The sequence below is a fragment of the Corynebacterium sp. J010B-136 genome (assembly GCF_002967075.1).
Taxonomy (GTDB): Bacteria; Actinomycetota; Actinomycetes; order Mycobacteriales; family Mycobacteriaceae; genus Corynebacterium.
This window is the reverse complement of sequence record NZ_PUGE01000003.1, coordinates 351,907-368,986: the sequence shown is the minus strand read 5'-3', so window position 1 is coordinate 368,986 and position 17,080 is coordinate 351,907. Positions and strand designations below refer to the sequence as shown.

The window sequence follows — 17,080 nt, the reverse complement described above, 5'->3', positions numbered from 1 at the left end:
ATGTCTTCCACCCCCACTCGAGGCACCACCTCCCAAACCCCCTCCCCGCGTGCTTCGATTGCCATTGTGGGTGCAGGACCCCGCGGCATCTCCATTATCGAAAGAATCGCCGCTTATCTCGGCAGGTCGGGTGCCGCAGTCGGTGACAGCGCCCAGTTCACGATTCACTTGATTGACGACGCGCAGCACGGCGCCGGGCGCATCTGGGACACGGAACAAACCCACACTTTGTGCATGAATACGCTCGCAGGGGCCGTCACGCTCTTTACCGAGCCCGGCTCCACCGTCGGCGCGCCCGTTTTGGAAGGGCCCATCCAGTACGAATGGATTCAGCTGTTGCGTGGGGAGCGCGACGGCATCGACAAGCCAAAGCAAGAGCTTTTCGATGCCTTCCCGCCGCACCCCTCCATCGCACAGGAATTCGCCGCGGAGATCGCTGCGACGGTGCCCGAATCCAACCCTTCGCGCGCCCTCTACGGCGCCTACCTGCGCTGGGCACTAGAGGTTGCCTTGGCGCAGCTGCCCACAGGTGTTGAAGTGATTAACCACCGTGCCCGCGCGCTGAACATTCGTTCAGCAGAGGACGCGGACCTCATTGAGCTTTCTACCGGTGAGACCGTCGAGGCGCACGCTACCGTGCTGGCCTCTGGCTGGACGCAGCCTGCAGCCAATGCCGAAGAAGAAATCTTTGCCAACTCCGGGCTGACCTGGATTCGGCCTAATAACCCCATTGAACAGGACCTCTCCGTCGTCCCTGCTGGCGCCGACGTGCTGGTGCGCGGGCTGGGCATGGGCTTTTTCGATGTCATGGCGCTTTTGACCATCGACCGCGGCGGCGAATTCATCCCTGATGACTCCGCGCGCGCCGGGCTGCGCTATGTCCCTTCCGGAAATGAACCGCACTTTTATGTCGGCTCCGGCCGCGGCTACCCTTACCTGCCTAAATCGGAATATCACTCCCTGCCACCCAAGGCGAACCTTGCGCGTTTGAAGGAAGTTATCGCCGCGCATCAGGATGCCCCAGAGCAATCCATCGACTTCGGAGCCGAGGTGTGGCCGGCGATTGTGCGCGATGCCTACACCGAGTACTACACCACCTTGCACCGCGTGCGCCCTGAATCTCTCACCGCGACCTTGGAAGAGGTTCTATCAGCCATCGAGTCCGTTGCCGTACCTTCCAACAGCAATGACGCCAGCGCCCTGCCTGCTGCCCTGGGCGCTGCGCTGCAGGATCTGACCACGGAGCCTTTCGAGCTCACTGACTGGATCGCACCACTATCGAAAAAGGGCGTCGGGGTTGCTGATTTTACTACCCGCGAGCTGACCACGCGGATTGCGAGCCGCCTTGATCGCGATATCCGCGAAGCCGTCGCCGCGCGCAACTCCCCACTGAAATCCGGCCTATGGGCTATTTCTGCTGCCCGCAAACCTGCCTCCATTTTGGGTTCCAATGGCCGCTTCATCTGGGAAACCCGCACGGGTGCCTACAAGGAGTTTATGACTTTGGGACAGATGGTTGGCTCTGGCCCACCACTATTCCGCACTCGTCAATTGCTCGCCTTAGTCGATGCTGGCCTGGTCACCTTCGTTGGCGACCGCACTTCCGTGACCATCAAGACTCCGCCTGCCAGCAGCCAGCAGGAATTCGTCATGACTTCAGGCTCCCGTGCCGTGCATTCGCCAGTACTTATCGATGCCTGGATGCACCAGCCCGATGTCCGCCACCCCGGCGACAGCCTCGAGTTGTCTATTGCCAACCGCGTCACCCCATTTATCGACGGCGGAAATGAGACCGGCTCTCCTGCTACCGACGATGAAACACGTCGCACCATCCACTCAGATGGATCAAAAGATCCGCGCCTGCACGTTGCGGGAATCCCGACCTATTCGCAGTGGCCAGACACCACAATTTCGCCAATGCCAGGAACGAATCCTCTCATGCTGCAGGAAACCGATAAGGTGGCGCGCAGCCTGCTTGTGACCGCGGGTGTAAAAATTTAAAGCCGCGAACAGCACGTATCGGTTTTGGTGCCGAAGTATGGCAAAATAGTTAAACTCTCAGCAGTATCTGCACATCGGGCACGCAGATCAGAGCTCAAAATCAATGCGTTCTACTTCAGGATTATAGGTTTTTGTCTACTTCACAGGTTTTAGTTTCATCCACTGCCAACTTTATCGAGGCCGCCCAGCGGCATCCTGATACCCAGCAGCGCTTGGCTGCGGCTGAACAGGCACTTGCCGCAGCTGACAAGCTGCAGCTCACCCAGGCGCAGCTTGACTGGTGCTCAACCGAGCTGGGCCACGGCCTAACCGCGGCAGTATCAGCGCAGGAATCTGTGGCAGAGGTACTGTCTGCCTACCCCACCGTGTCTGCCATCGCCCGCTTTAATGGCGCTGAGCATTCTCGCAATAAGACCACGCTGAAAGCAGTCTTGGCGGACCAGTTGGGTTGCAAGAACAAAGACGCTATCAGCGCTGTGGCTGAGCTCGCTCCGGCTGAGGTTTCCCTTGTCGCGGTGGCCCCAGCCTTGCCAGAGCAACCGCATCTGATGTTGGAACCGGATACCGGCAAGCTTTACCTGATCCTGCCCGCCATCATGCCCAGCGATGATGAATATATCGAGTGGCTCATCGATGCTGGCTTTGACAGCTTCCGCATCCCCGCCTCCCTTGATGAGGACGGCCGCCCGCAAAGCCAGCGGGTAAGCATCGTCCAGCCCACCGCGCGCATCACCGTGACTAATTCCGCGACCGGTGAAAAGCTTCGCCTGCCGGTTATTGACTCCAGCTTCCCGGCCGTGGTCTTTAACCCAGATCTGCAGCGCGCCCACGACCAAAACCGCATCACCACCTCCACGGCACTGATTTTGGCCCCGACGGGCACGAAGTTCCAGCTGCCCGCAGATGTTGTGGAGCCAGTCGAAACGGCAGAGCCTGTAGAGTCTACAGAGTCTGCAGAACCCATTGAATCCTCTGAGATCGACGCGGAAGAAACCTTCCCAACTCGTACCGCTGTGCCTACAGATGAGCTGAAATTTAGCTCCTGGCCCGAGTGGTCGCTCTTTGAATTCCGCGAGCTTGATATCACCAACGTGCTGTTGATGAGCTACGGCGCCGCAAACTCCACCTCGAAGGCCCACACCGCCAAGCAGGTACACATTGGCAATCTTTATGCGCCTCGCTGGTTCGATGCCGCTGGACGCATCAGCGATGCCCAAGGCGTCGACGCCAAGCCGCTGTACACCACGTCCCCAAAGCTCGCGCTGCCAAAGCACGATGGCGCTGAGTGGACCGTAGAGCTGTACTACACCGACACCACCGCTGAAGCTTATGCCTACGAAGAGCTGCCAGAGCGCGAATTGGTAGAAGAGAAGATTGAGCTTGACCAGCACGAAGGCAAGCCTTTTCCACTTTTCGACGACGTCTTTGAAGACGCCTGGATCGGCCACTACGACATTGACGTTTTGCGCAACGGCGAATTAGTTGAGCGCCGCACCTACAACATGGCCGAAGGTTTTAACCTGCGCGTGTCTTATACCGGCGACTCGGGCGCAAACTTTCGCCACCCTGACCAAACCGGTGATGCTAATGCCTACACCAAGGCATATTTCGCGCCCCGGATTACTTCTGAGAAGTACATCGATATCCCCTTTGAGCGCGCGCAACCCATCGACCGCGATGAACGCTCCACTTCCTTTGTGATCTCCAACCCCGCCGATTATCACCTCGATGTCGTCGTCGTGCCGAAGGCGCTGGCGTACTCCGTCGATCAGCGTGGCGAGCAGCCTGATTGGGACTACTTCCCCAACACTATCGCTTTGGACTCACTGTCGAAAAATGGTGAGTTCCGTATTCACTTCCCCGGGGCCATCGGTGGCACTGCTTCCCTGCTACTAACACACGAGATCTCGCGCAAGGTCAAGGTCATTCAGCTCAAGCGCAAGCGTGGCGGAGCGATTTTCACCACCACCAATGCGTCTATCCGTGCGGCGTTTAAGTCGGCGCATGCATCCATCCTGGCGACCTTGGCATGGCATCCCAAAAATGCGGCAGAGACCTGGGAAGAGCTCGATTCTGCCGGCAAGACAAAGCCTTATGAATCCGTAGCCGAATATGAAAAGGCCTATGCCGCACACGCTACCCCGGATGTTGTCATCGCTACGACCGCGCGCTTTACGGAAACCGTTCCGGAAATCACCGCCAATATTGTCGGTGATAGCCTGCGGATTTCTGGCTACTCCAGCGACAAGGACCTAGCGGGATTTTTATGGCCAGCTACCCGCCCAGACATCGAACCCTGGAGCGTTGCCTTCGACGCGGGCCTCAGCTGCACCGTGCCAGAAGAACTCCAGGACGCCGGCCCGCTGGTTCTCGACGTCGTGGAATCTTATCCTGGTTTCATCGCTAAGGCGCCTAATCGCCCGACCTTTAGCGCCATCGTGGTCAACCAGGAAGGCCATTTTGACACCGCCGATGGCGCGCAGCTGTCGTGGCAGTTGTCGAAGAGTAATGAGAAAGAGCGCATCGAAAAGCCTTTGCAACCAGCGCTGTGGCGTCACCTTTATGCATTGCGCAACGTCGATGATCCGCTGCTTTCCCCGCTGCGCGCTGCGGTGCGTCGGACCGTTAACTCGGACCCGCGTCACATGCTGGAATCTTTGGGCCGCTCGAATGTGCGCGTTGGTGACCAGCCGGCGCTGACCATCTACCACGGTCTTGCGAATTTCGACTTCCACTCCAACGGTGAGCGCATGGTCGATTTCCGCGCCACCGCGTGGGTTTATGCCCTAGAGCTGCTCAATGAGCTTATCGATGGCAACCTCACCGGCGAAGCCCGCGAAGATGCGCTGGCATTTGTCCAGCTCAATGGCGGCGACTACCTCACCGGACTTATCGATGGCTCCGTACCTGCTACCTTGCCACCGAAGACCGCTGAGCCGACTTCTTTGGTGCTCTCCCCACTGCGTGATACCCAGCAAATCATGAAGGAAGTCGTCACCGCAGCGCAGGCCAATGCACTTTCCGAGGCAGTTGAGGCACTCAACGATATCGCTGGTGACCGCGGCATCGTCGACGCGAAGGCGTTGCGCCACGGCTGGTTTGAGCTGCTGCGCCACCGCCGTAAGTTCGAGGACATCGAAGGTCTTGTGGAACTGCGCCAAGAACTTTTCGAGCAAGAGGCCAACATGGTCGGCGACGATGTGCGCCGCCACCTCGTGCTGCTGCGCAAATTCGGAGCGACCTACGGCCAGCGTCAGAAGAACTGGTGGGCCTGGGGACCTTATATCACCGTGGCAGCGGCACACGTTTCGCGCGCGGCTGCGGCGGAACAAAAGGGCATCGCGAAGTTCTTCACCCCGATCAAGTCTGAGCACTTGAAGGCGTGGGCAGATATTGCGCAGCTCGCTCCTACCTTGACGACCTATTACCTCGTTATGGAAGAAGCTCGCCAGCTAGTCCGCGCCCACGGCAGCATCTAAACGAAAATCCGCTGGCTTCCTCATCTAGGAAGTCAGCGGATTAATCTTTGTCTAAGAGTTCTATCTAAGCTTTAACTATGCTTTAGGAAGTCTTGCGCTCGCGCAGCTGTGCAAGCTCGTCAATGCCGACGACGGTTGCCTCGCCCTCATCAAAGTCAACGCGCTCTGATGGGAAGGAAGAAATGGTGCCGGAGAGTTCCTTCATGATACCTGGAATGGCAATACCGAATACGCCCTGGCCACCAGCCAGCAAGTCAATGACTTCATCATTGGAACGGCACTCATAAACGGTGGTGCCATCGGAGACTAGGGTCAGCTCGGAGATTTCATTAACGCCCAAGTCGCGCAGGGAATCAACTGCCAAGCGGATATTCTGCAAAGAAATGCCAGTATCCAGCAAGCGCTTGACGATCTTCAACACGAGCACGTCGCGGAAGGAGTAAAGGCGCTGCGAGCCGGAGCCGCGCGCGGTGCGGATCGAAGGGTTAACCAGGTTGGTGCGTGCCCAGTAGTCCAGCTGGCGGTAGGTAATACCCGCAACTTGGCACGCGATAGGAACGCGGTAGCCAACTTGCTCATCAGGGCCTACATCAAAAAGGGATTCCTGATAAGGCTCGGTGGTTTCTTTGGTAACTTCTTGCGCAGCTTTTTCGATGTGGCTGCTGTCGCCAGTGATCAGGACTTCTTCGTTCTTAGACACGTAATTACTCCAATGATGTTTAGCTCAAAAGCTATAGGTTCATTATTTGCCATGGATTGCCAAACGTCAACCCTGGGGACTTCGCCGATGCTGCAAAGTCTCAATCTCTACTTAAACCTTAGACCCTGCAGATCTTGAATCCATCATTAGTGACACGCGTGTCATTCTTTTCTTAAAATTCGCAGCTCCAACACCCCCACCACTACCCCCAAGTGGCTTAAAGGTGCTGGCTAAAGCGGGTTTTACTCCTTATCCTCGGAGCTTTCCCCGTCTACATCCTGCGATGGGTCATCCTCCGATGGGTCATCTTCCGATGCTTCGTCTCCCGATTCTTCATCGAGGCGCAGCTCGTCTTCGCTCAAGCCCATCGATTGCATCAGCTGGCTAAAGTCAGCATCGGCCTGCGCATCACCAGAGGCGGAAGTGGAATCCGGATCGCTACTTACTGGCCGCGAGGTGTGCCCCGGAATGAAAGAAGTCTCCGAGTAATCGATATCAAAGTATTGATCCAAGTCATCTTCAGTGACGTAGATGCCGGACATATTCAAAATCTCTTCATCCATAGTCACTGGGACATTAAAGTGCATGGACAAAATCAGGGCATCGGAAAGCCGTGCATCCAGCGTTTTTTCTGCGCCCGTGGTGACCTCGACATAAAAAGCACCCTCGTGAACATTATTGATCACGATACTAATGACCCCACCCTGGTCTTCTAATAAATCCAGAAGCAGGTCATGGGTATCTGGACGCGACGGGCTAAAGCCATCAGCCCGCGAGCTTAAGCGCGCGCCGTCGGCTAAAGACATCCACACGGGAACGATCTTTTGAGAAGCTGGGTGCGCCAGCAAAGCACATAAGAAATCTTCGGGCTCCATCATGTGCACGCCGAGGAACTCTAGTTTCACCGCATTCATGGTCATCGCTTTCTAGTACAACTTTGTCTTAAAGTATGAAACCACCCTAATATTTTCACGCAGCTAATGCAGCGAAAAAGGGTGGTGTTTACAGCCCGTGGGCTGCTTTAAAATTCGTTGCGCAGGTCAGTTTTGACCAAAGTCGCATGCAGCGAGACAACCAGCGCGGCCATCTGTGAAGACATTTCCTCTGCTTGCTGGCGCGCAGTGTCAGACTTCGAAGTAGCCACAGGCGTTACTACCTGAGAGATCAAGTCCGCCTGACGGCGAGCGTTATTGCGCAAAGACTTCAAGCGACGCTCATCGAAACCGAAAGCCTTCAGCGCTTCTGCCGAAGAAACAACCGAGACATCGTCAGCGGTGAAAAATCCTGAAGAATCCGGATGGATAAGGCCGATTTTTACCAAGGCCATGACTGTTGCCTCGGTGCTGCCAGCCTGTTCCGCCACATCCTCACCAGTCAAACGGGTGATAACAGGTGCACGGAATTTATCCGCAGAAACCAACGTAGAGGTCTGCCCCGCACCGACAATCGCGGTGACCTGACCAGAATCCATGGCATCGAGCTGCTCACGAATAACCTTCAGTGGCGTGTAGTTGTCACGCTGCTGGGTCAGAATGTAGCGCAGACGCTCCACATCATCTTCGGTGAAACGGCGATAGCCTGAGGCAGTGCGCGACGGAGCAATCAGCTTCTCTGATTCCAAGAAGCGGATTTTAGACACGGTGACATCAGGAAACTGCTGCTGCAGATTTTCCAAAACCACGCCGATGGACATGGTCTTTTTCTTTGGTGTCTTCGGAACGGGGTTAACCGCCGCTGCCTGTTGCTTCGCTGCACTCACGATGTTGTTGTTCTCTCCGGAAAGATTTTATAGCTCTCGCCTGGCCTGCCCCGCCCCCAGCTCACTGCGAATGCACCGAGTTGGCTGCGGGTAAACCACAGTCATGTTATTTACTAATAAACAGTCTCTCACAAAAAGAGACTGTTTTGTTTAAGAACTAGAATTCTACTTCTTGTTAGCGATGAAGACTAGTCGGAATTTACCGATCTGAATCTCATCTCCAACTTCTAGTTCCTGGGAGTTGCGTGGCTCGCGGTTAACGTAGGTGCCGTTGAGAGATCCAACATCGACGACCTCGAACTTGTCACCATCGATACGGAATTCAGCGTGGCGGCGAGAGACCGTGACATCATCAAGGAAGATGTCCGCTTCTGGGTGGCGGCCAGCGGTAGTGGTTGGCTGGTCAAGCAAGAAGCGTGCACCCGCATTCGGCCCACGTTTTACAACGAGCAGGGCCTGGCCCTCAGGCAGATTATCTGCACCTGCAGTGGAGGCATCGGTGCTCGTAGCAGCAGAGTTCTCCATTTCTTTGAGCAGGTCCGCGCGGAAAACCGAAGTGGTTTCAACCTGTGGTTCTGGAGTGCCATTGTTCTCGGCCATGATGTTTACCTCCGTATGAGTGGGCAAAGTAGACGGTATTTCTTTACTAATTCATAATAGCGACTTTCTCGCACGCTGCGGGCAGCCGCTGGTGTTTTCTCTATCTAAACAGATTACCAATCCCCCCGATGACCGAGTTGCCAGACCCGGCTAGCGGGTTATCGGAGACCATATAAGTCCAGGTTGCTGATGGGCGTGCAAGACCGGAATCATCCATGTGAGCACCGGCTTCATCGATTTCCACAGTGGCGAAAGTCTCCACCGCTTCATCCACGGCACGCTGGGCAAGCTCCTTAAATTCCCTCACGGCAATGCGGTGGTACTCATCAATGGGGGTCTCCCTCGCAATTGCCCGCAAGTGAATAGATTCACGAACATCATCCATCAATTCCAAGTGGTCCGCCCACGCCAAATCCAGATGGAAAAGCATAATTTCACGCGCGGCGGTGATTTTCGCGTCCCTGGAGACATCGACAAGCTCTGCGGCACGTTCAGGAGCTCGTGCAGCCAGCTCCTGCCAGGCTTGGTCGGTATCGAGCAGGTTCGCACGCCGCTTGTCGATGATCACCCGCTGATCCGCCAGCAACTGATTATATTTCCAGGTCTGAGCATGAATCTCGAGCAATTGCCCCTCTGTCACACGCTGGCAGTGGCTGATGAAGTCATAGACACGCTTGGCGTCAAGGCGCCCATCTGGTCCGGGTTTAATGACCAAAGAGTCATCTTCTCCACCTTGGGCAACCACGTCATCTTCCAAGGAAACGAAAAACATCGACAACCCCGGGTCACCTTGGCGCCCAGAACGGCCACGCAGCTGGTTATCTAGGCGCGCAGTGCGGTGCTTGGACGTGCCGATAACGGCAAGTCCACCACTTGCAACTACTGCCTCGCGGTCGCGGCCGTCGGCACCACCGAGTTTAATATCAGTGCCGCGGCCAGCCATCTGCGTTGACACCGTCACGCGACCCTCATCGCCGGCTTCGGCAATGATGCGTGCTTCTTCCTCATCGTTTTTCGCATTGAGCACGTTGACGGTAATGCCCAGTTCACCGAGCGCTTCTGCTAAATCCTCCGACTCAGCAACGTCTTGGGTACCCACAAGTACCGGTTGGCCTGTCGCGTGTAAGGTCTGGATTTCTTGAACGATGGCGTGGTTTTTCTCCGCCAGGGTGGCATAGACGCGGTCTTGTTCATCGAAGCGCTGCAAAGGCTTGTTGCGCTCAATGACAGAGACGTGCAGGTCATAGAATTGGCGCAGCTGGTCGGTTGCCTCGACCGCAGTGCCGGTCATGCCGCATACGGTGGGATAACGCCGCATCAATTCCTGCAATGTAATCGTATCTAGAACGCGCCCGCCTTCAGATACTTCCAGGCCCTCCTTGGCTTCAACAGCGGTTTGCAGCCCATCAGGCCAGCGTTGCAGGTCGGCGACGCGGCCTTTGGAAGCATCGATAAGCTGCAACTCGCCGTCACTGACGATGTAGTGAATATCTCGAATGAGCAGCGCCTTCGCGTGCAAAGCCAGGTTGACTTTCACCAGCACGTTGCCGATGTTTTCTTCCGAATACAAAGAATCAATACCGAGGTCTTTTTCAACACGGTGCGCGCCCTCATCGGAAAGCGCCACGGTCCGGCCATCTTGGCTGATGTGATAGTCAATATCTTCCCGCAGCCTAGAGACCACATCTGTAATCTGCCCGGTAGGCGCATCCCCCTTGCGGGAGCCGGCTAAGACTAAAGGCACCAGGGCTTCATCGACAAGCACTGAGTCCGCCTCATCCACCAGCGCTACATCCGCCGGGGCCTGAACCGCCTGCTCACGCGCGGTAATCTGGTTATCGCGCAAAACGTCAAAGCCTAATTCGTTAACGGGGGCATAAATAATATCGCTGCGATAAGCACTCCGGCGCTCATCGGCCGAAAGCTTTTCGGTCACGCTGGCAACGCTAAGCCCAAAAGTTTCAACCAGCGGCCGCATCCATTCAGTATCACGGCTGGCCAGGTAATTATTGACCGTCACCACGTGTACGCGCTTACCAGTCAAAGCAAAGCCTGTCGCGGCCATCGCGCCGACCAAAGTCTTGCCCTCACCCGTGGCCATTTGAATAACGTCGCCTTCTAAAAGACGCAGCACCGCTTGCGACTGCACGTGATAAGGCTTAAGCCCCAGCTTGCGCTGCGCAGCCACCGCCAAACAAGCTAAGAAAGTTGACTTATCTTTTAACACTCCCCCCGCAGCGCATGCGCGTGCACGGGCGGCAAGCTCTGGGTCATCGAGTGCTGAAAGCTGCTCTACCAAACCTTCAGAATCTGTCACAATGGACTTAGATTTTTTATTGTTACGCTCGGACGATGAGCCCATTGCCTTCCAAAACCAATTGAATGCTGCCATGAGTGTTATTCCATCTCCCTAAAGCGGTATGTGTGATTTCTATTGACTCTAGTAGGGCAAGCTAACCCCACAAGAACCCAGCCCGTTATTCTATAAATCATGCAATCCGCGAATGTCACGTTTTCGTCTGCGGCCGGCCACCGTATCGCCGGCACCATCGATTTTCCTGATTCTCCGCCTAAAGCGTACGCAATCTTCGCGCACTGCTTCGCCGGCCACCGCCACACCCCAGGTGCAGCACGCGTCAGCAAGCAGTTGACCGAGTTTGGAATTGCGTGCTTGCGCTTTGATTTTCCAGGCTTGGGCCAGTCAGAGGGTGACTTTGCCGATACCTCATTTAGTGACAACGTCGCTGACATTCAGGCAGCAGCGAACTGGCTGAGTACCGAATACAACGCGCCGCAACTGCTCATTGGTCACTCTCTCGGCGGTGCGGCGGCACTCGCGGCGGCGGGATTGATCAATTCGATTAACGCCGTGGCGACCATCGGCGCACCTTTTGATCCTGCACACTCGGTGCTGCACTACGCCGATAAAATCAGCGCGGTCGACGAATATGGCGCTGTCGAAGTTGTGCTGGGCGGACGGCGACTCACCATTTCCCGAAAGTTCTTAGAGGACCTTGCTGATACCAACCCCGAGGATTACCTGCGCGGGATGCGCAAGCCGTTGATGCTGGTGCACTCCCCGATTGATCAGACCGTTGGGATTGAAAATGCCCAGACCATCTTCCGCGTGACCCGCTACCCAAAGTCTTTGGTGGCACTCGACAAGGCCGATCACCTACTCACCCGCCAAGGTGCCGCGCAGCGTGCGGCCGACCTTATCGGCGCCTGGGCGGAGCAATACCTGGAACCAGATTACATTCCGGAAGAAGTAGGCCCTGGCGCTGCGGTCTCGCATTTGGCCAATGGCACGAAGTTCGGCGTAGTGGTACGCAACAATGATCGCTCCATCTCTACAGATCGCACCAAGTCCGACGGCGGTCGCGGGCGCGGGCACACAGCCGAAGGACTTTTGATGTCCGCTTTGGCCGCTGGCACAGCACAGGCTGTTAAGGAAGCAGCCAAGGGCATGTCGCTTGACGATGTCAATGTCACCGTCACCCACATTCACGAAGCCACGTTTGAACGCCGCATTGAATTGGTGGGCACGCTTAGTGCCGCGGAGAAATCCACGCTACTGACTGCTGGCAAAGACGCAGAGATTGTTTCGTTGATTTCTTCTGCTCATATCGTGGATGTGTTTTAAGCCCATGGACATTCTTAACCCTTTGCCCGCCGATGTGCGCTGCCCGTGCGGCACCGGTTTAACCTTTGGCGAATGCTGCAAGAAATACCACGACGGCACCCCAGCGCCTACGGCAGAAACTCTCATGCGTTCACGCTTTAGCGCTTTTGTTACCGGCGATGAAGCATACTTGCTGCGCACCTGGGATCCAGCAACGCGCCCAGATTCACTTAACTTCGAAGAAATTTTTGCCGCAGAACACGGCGTCCGTTTCTACCGACTGGACATCATCGACACAGTCGCGGGCTCGCCTCTCGATGACACCGGCATCGTCGAATTTGACGCTTATTACAAAGGCACCACTTCAGGTTCTCAGCGGGAGCGTTCGACTTTTCACCGCATGCAGCTGCGCGATGATTTCCCACGTGAATGGGTCTATTCCACCGGTGATATCAGCTAAACCGGGGGCTATTTTTCCCTTCGAAATGCCAATCGTGTAATCTCTAAGTCGTTGCTTTATTTTTAAACCAACGGCGGACTATGGCGCAGCTTGGTAGCGCACTACACTGGGGGTGTAGGGGTCGCAGGTTCAAATCCTGTTAGTCCGACAGAAAATACCTCGCTCACACGGATTAAGCCGGTGAGCGAGGTATTTTCTATTGGTATGGATGAACGTAGTTCTTAACGCTTATCCATGTGGTAGCTGATTTCTTCGCTACTTGTCTTCGTTGGAGCCAAGTGTATCGTCGATCTTGTCGCGTGCGGTATCAACCTTGTCCGCGTGTTCTTCGCCGACCTTGTCCTTGGCGAAGTCTTGTCCCTTGTCCAAGTGCTCGTCGAGCTTGCCGTCCTTAGCAGCCTCAGATGCCTTGTTCTTTGCCTCGTCGAAAATACCCATTGTTGAAACACTCCTTAATACAAATTGCTTTGTCTTCGAATTATTACTTCATCAGGTCGTGCAATTCCCCACGATAAACGCATCCGGAAAATCTCGCCATGAAAATCTTCTGAAAATTCGCGCAAAATTGCCTAAATGGCACACTCTTAACCACTTTGTGACCCACATCCCTCGCCCGCTTTACGAGCTGAATTTACCCCCGAAAACCCCCGATTGCCGTGGATCGATGCCGAAGATTTGCGTCGGGCGGTGTTAGGGTCGAATAATCACTTTTAGTGGCCGGTTATCACGAATTTATTTCGATGAAATATCTCTGAAAATATATGACCGATCTCCACTGTGGTTGGTTCTTTCTCACCGGCTGTGGTCGTTGATAAGTCCGCGGCAGCTGGATTTTAAGCACGATGTGAAAGAAAGCTTCAAGGAGTCCCACCCGCATGACGCAAACCGAAACCCAGCCGCACCATCCCAAGGCCATCAACACCAACTGGATAATATCGCTCTTCGGTACCGCCGTAGGTGCAGGTATCTTGTTCCTGCCAATCAATGCAGGCGGTTTCGGATTTTGGCCATTGCTGATTGCCACCGTGCTCATTGGCCCGATGACATTTCTCTCGCACCGAGCACTCTCACGCATGATGAGCGCGTCGCCAAAGCCCGGCGTGGACATTACTGGAGTGGTAACCAGCTATTTCGGCGAGGGTGCCGGCGCGGTCATTTCTGTGCTGTACTTCCTAGCGATCTACCCCATCGTTTTAATCTACGGTGTCTCCATTACCAACACCGTCGATAGCTTCATCGTTAATCAGCTTGCTGGGCCTTCGATTCCGCGCTGGCTGCTCTCCTTGTTGCTCGTGGGCGGCATGACCTTAGTCTTTGCTTATGGCCAGCGTTTGATGCTGATTGTTACGCAGGTTATTGTCTATCCACTCATCGTCTTCCTCGCCGCGGTCTCCTTCTATCTCGTGCCACAGTGGGACTTTTCCAGCTTCTATGAAACGGAAGGCACTACCTCCGGTATATGGGCAGTCGTCATGATTTTGCCGGTGCTGGTCTTTTCCTTCAACCACTCCCCGGCTATCTCCCAGTTCACCCTGGCAATGCAACGCACCTGGGGCAAGGGCGCGGAGAAGAATGCGTCTAAGGTTCTCGGCATCACCGCCCTTTTGCTCACGATTTTCACCATGTTCTTCGTGTGGTCATGTGCTCTGGCAGTCGGTGGTGACGGTCTTGCGCAAGCCCGTGAGCAAAACATTCCCGTGATGTCTTATATCGCTAACACCACCGGCGTGCCAATCATGGCATTGCTATCGCCTATCGTGGCCATCCTTGCCATTGTCTCCTCCTACTTTGGCCATGCCCTCGGCGCTGCAGAGGGCGCACGTTTCATCGTTAAGAAATTTGCCCCTGGCATTAGCAACAAGCTGTCGATGACCACGTTGACCGTGGCTGTCAATGTTTTCATCTTCTTGACCGCTTGGGCTGCAGCAATTGCGAATCCATCGATTTTGGCGCTGATCGAATCCATCGGTGGACCGTTCATTGCTATGATCTTGTACATCATGCCGATGTATGCGATGTATAAAGTCCCAGCGCTTAATCGTTTCCGCAATCACTGGACTGCTGCATTCGTCATTATCACGGGCATCGCTACCATTTCCGCCGCAATCGTAGGACTATTTTTGTGACATCTAGCTTTGGGCTATTTTGGCCAGGTAAAGAAGATGCCTTGAAACAGGCATCCCTTCCTGCCAAGGCTCCGGCAAGCACGGCTTCGCCAACCCAAGCAGAGATCTCTCACCCCGATGGAAATATTTTATACGCAGGCGATAATCTGGACGCCTTAAAATCTCTGGCAGCGCACTCGCCTGCCAGCGTTGACGTTATCTATATCGACCCGCCTTATAACACCGGCCGTGACTTTTTATACCGCGATAATTACCGTAACCGCCGTGAGCACCGCTCGACGGATCACGGCCAATGGCATGCACAGTGGCTGTCGATGATGACGCCTCGGCTGATACTCGCCTGGCAGTTGCTCGCGCCGACTGGCCATATGTTTATCTCCATTGGTGAAGACGAAGTAGCACACCTACGCATGCTTGCCGATGAGCTTTTTGGCCAAGCGAATTTCGCCAACCAATTCATCTGGAAGAAAGGCGGCACGGGGAAAAACGATTCCCGTTTCGCCATCACCGAACACGAATATGTTCTGGCCTATGCCCGCTCGGCCGAATCCCCCGGCTTCAACACAGACCCGCAAGGCCATACCACCACCAAATACAACTTCCACGATGACAAAGGCGCTTATTCCCTGGTGCGTTTGGATTCGAAGACTTTGGGCTATGTCCCCTCACTGGATTTTGCTATCCACGATGCCGAGGGCCAAAAGTATCTCCCGCACCAACCAGCCGGGCAAACCCAGGTGGCGCGCTGGCGCTGGAGCAAAGAAAAAGTTGCCGAACACTACGAAGACCTGGTCTTTCGCCGCGGCTTTGTGTATACGAAGAACTATCAGAAGCAGGGTGCACGCCCGCGCAGTATTTTAGATGGCGAACGCTTTGGGGTAACGCGCTCTGGACGCCGCGATGCCGAAGCTGCGTTGGGGATTCCGGGGATCTTTGATTTTCCCAAGCCTGTTCGCTTGATTAAGTATCTTGTTGATATCGGCGGGCCCAAAGATGCCAAGGTCTTGGACTTCTTCGCAGGTTCAGGCACGACTGCGCAGGCAGTAGCTGAGCTCAATGAGGCTGACGGCGGCACCCGGACAGTACAGCTGATGCAATTGCCAGAACCGACCGCGAAAAGTAGCGCGGCGTACCGGGCTGGTTTTAAAACCATCGCCGATATTTGCTGGGCGCGCATGCACGCTGCTGGACTGCAGGCTCAAAGAATCGATCTTAGCTAGCGCTAAAGTCTTCTTCTTCCATAGTTCCGGTTTCCACGGTGCGGGCTTCTTCCATACCAGCGGGACGTCCTGGGATGGCAAAGAAGTCCAAGACCTTATCGGTGGCAAAGCCAAAGCCTACCTCGCTGGCATCGTCATAGTTGCCGCCGGGCCAGACATGTTTGCCACCACCGATGCGGATGTGTTGAACCGGATACTGGCATTGCTCCCACTGCACCAAGAGCGCATTATTAGCCAGGCGCTCGGTGTTGAGATTGCCTTCACAACGGTTGCGCTGGGCATCCATGGAAACTACTTCCGGAACTGAAACATAGCGTTCCTTGTGGCGGGTGCCGCCGTAGTAATCCACGACCGGGTCTAACGTGCCGTGCATATCGAGCCGGCCGACTGGTTCACCCTTACAGGAGGCGTGAATAGCCTGGTAATACGCGGCTGAGACTGTCGCTACAGATTTGAAGACATCCGGCATCTGGCAGCCTAAGTAAGCGGCAAATCCGCCGCCGTTGGACATGCCAGTGGCATAGATGCGTTCATCATCAACTGCGTAGGTGGCACGGAGCGAATCCACGATATCGCGGACAAACTGGGTATCTTCTGCGCCGGTGGTTTTGGCATAAGGTGCTGGTGCCCACGCGCGGTCTTCACCCGCGGGATAAGCCACGATGGCATCGGCAGCATCTAATTCCGTATAGCGCTGCATCATCTCAGCCGTTTCTTTCCAGCCATGGAAAGCCAACACGACTGGCCATTTCTTGCCCGGCTGATAGGAGCTGGGCACATGCAGGATAAATTTCCGGCCTGAGGCAAGATTGATGGTTTGTGAAGAGCCTGGCTCAGGCCCTGCTAAAGGCGCAGAGGTAGGAAGTCCCAAGTCATAAGTGCCAGGGTTTGCTTCCGATTCGCTGCTAACAGCCGTTGAGCTTTCACCTGAAAGCGAGGAGGTTTCACCACGCGATGACACCTCCGAGCAGGAGGCCAAGGTCGCAGTCAGCACTACCGCGGATAAAACAAGGGTGATCTTTTTAGCTGCAGCACGCCCGAAATGGCTGGTTGTGTGCACCTGAACTCCTCATTATTGATTATCTGCGTATCGCTTTGATGACTTTGTCAGAC

General features: G+C 55.3%; 13 protein-coding genes and 1 tRNA gene. 7 read left to right on the top strand and 7 right to left on the bottom strand.

Annotated features, from left to right (window positions below; all coding sequences use genetic code 11):
- A complete protein-coding gene (locus C5Y44_RS07470) occupies positions 1-2,001 on the top strand; it encodes an FAD/NAD(P)-binding protein (RefSeq protein ID WP_105324338.1) in 2,001 nt (666 codons plus the stop codon).
- Positions 2,002-2,132: 131 nt separating this feature from the next.
- Positions 2,133-5,480, top strand: a complete 3,348-nt coding sequence (locus tag C5Y44_RS07465; RefSeq protein ID WP_233189898.1) for a hypothetical protein — start codon at positions 2,133-2,135, stop codon at positions 5,478-5,480.
- An 82-nt stretch (positions 5,481-5,562) separates the two neighbouring features.
- Here C5Y44_RS07465 and C5Y44_RS07460 read toward each other — a convergent pair whose 3' ends face one another.
- The 5 genes from C5Y44_RS07460 to secA2 form a co-directional block, all read right to left on the bottom strand.
- Entirely contained in the window at positions 5,563-6,135 is a 573-nt protein-coding gene (locus C5Y44_RS07460; protein ID WP_066797587.1) for a MerR family transcriptional regulator, read from the bottom strand.
- A gap of 287 nt (positions 6,136-6,422) precedes the next feature.
- Complete coding sequence (locus C5Y44_RS07455) at positions 6,423-7,100, bottom strand: bifunctional nuclease family protein (protein ID WP_233189897.1); 678 nt, start codon at positions 7,098-7,100, stop codon at positions 6,423-6,425.
- Positions 7,101-7,201: 101 nt separating this feature from the next.
- Entirely contained in the window at positions 7,202-7,939 is a 738-nt protein-coding gene (locus tag C5Y44_RS07450) for a MerR family transcriptional regulator (protein ID WP_105324337.1), read from the bottom strand.
- 165 nt (positions 7,940-8,104) lie between these two features.
- Positions 8,105-8,539: an oxoglutarate dehydrogenase inhibitor Odhl gene (gene odhI / locus C5Y44_RS07445; protein ID WP_066793863.1), complete on the bottom strand. Its 435-nt coding sequence runs from the start codon at positions 8,537-8,539 to the stop codon at positions 8,105-8,107.
- A 100-nt stretch (positions 8,540-8,639) separates the two neighbouring features.
- Entirely contained in the window at positions 8,640-10,931 is a 2,292-nt protein-coding gene (gene secA2, locus C5Y44_RS07440) for an accessory Sec system translocase SecA2 (protein WP_105324336.1), read from the bottom strand.
- A gap of 99 nt (positions 10,932-11,030) precedes the next feature.
- Between secA2 and C5Y44_RS07435 the strand changes: the two genes are divergently transcribed.
- The 3 genes from C5Y44_RS07435 to C5Y44_RS07425 all read left to right on the top strand — a co-directional run bounded on the left by C5Y44_RS07435 (position 11,031) and on the right by C5Y44_RS07425 (position 12,769).
- Positions 11,031-12,182, top strand: a complete 1,152-nt coding sequence (locus tag C5Y44_RS07435; protein WP_105324335.1) for an alpha/beta fold hydrolase — start codon at positions 11,031-11,033, stop codon at positions 12,180-12,182.
- Positions 12,183-12,186: 4 nt separating this feature from the next.
- The gene (locus C5Y44_RS07430) at positions 12,187-12,621 is read left to right on the top strand and encodes a YchJ family protein (RefSeq protein ID WP_105324334.1); all 435 of its coding nucleotides are present in this window, start codon (positions 12,187-12,189) and stop codon (positions 12,619-12,621) included.
- A 74-nt stretch (positions 12,622-12,695) separates the two neighbouring features.
- Positions 12,696-12,769 (top strand) — tRNA-Pro (locus tag C5Y44_RS07425).
- A 107-nt stretch (positions 12,770-12,876) separates the two neighbouring features.
- Here C5Y44_RS07425 and C5Y44_RS07420 read toward each other — a convergent pair.
- Entirely contained in the window at positions 12,877-13,059 is a 183-nt protein-coding gene (locus C5Y44_RS07420; RefSeq protein WP_105324333.1) for an Rv0909 family putative TA system antitoxin, read from the bottom strand.
- Between the two features lie 437 nt (positions 13,060-13,496).
- On the opposite strand from C5Y44_RS07420, the gene C5Y44_RS07415 reads away from it, so the two are divergent.
- Both C5Y44_RS07415 and C5Y44_RS07410 read left to right on the top strand, forming a co-directional pair.
- Positions 13,497-14,747 carry an aromatic amino acid transport family protein gene (locus C5Y44_RS07415; protein WP_105324332.1) on the top strand — a complete coding sequence of 417 codons (1,251 nt, stop codon included), beginning with the start codon at positions 13,497-13,499 and terminating at the stop codon, positions 14,745-14,747.
- Positions 14,744-15,967, top strand: coding sequence for a site-specific DNA-methyltransferase (locus C5Y44_RS07410; RefSeq protein WP_105324331.1), 1,224 nt, complete (start codon positions 14,744-14,746; stop codon positions 15,965-15,967). The genes C5Y44_RS07415 and C5Y44_RS07410 overlap by 4 nt, the downstream gene beginning before the upstream one ends.
- Here C5Y44_RS07410 and C5Y44_RS07405 read toward each other — a convergent pair.
- Entirely contained in the window at positions 15,960-17,027 is a 1,068-nt protein-coding gene (locus C5Y44_RS07405) for a PHB depolymerase family esterase (protein ID WP_105324330.1), read from the bottom strand. The genes C5Y44_RS07410 and C5Y44_RS07405 overlap by 8 nt on opposite strands.
- Positions 17,028-17,080: the final 53 nt, after the last annotated feature.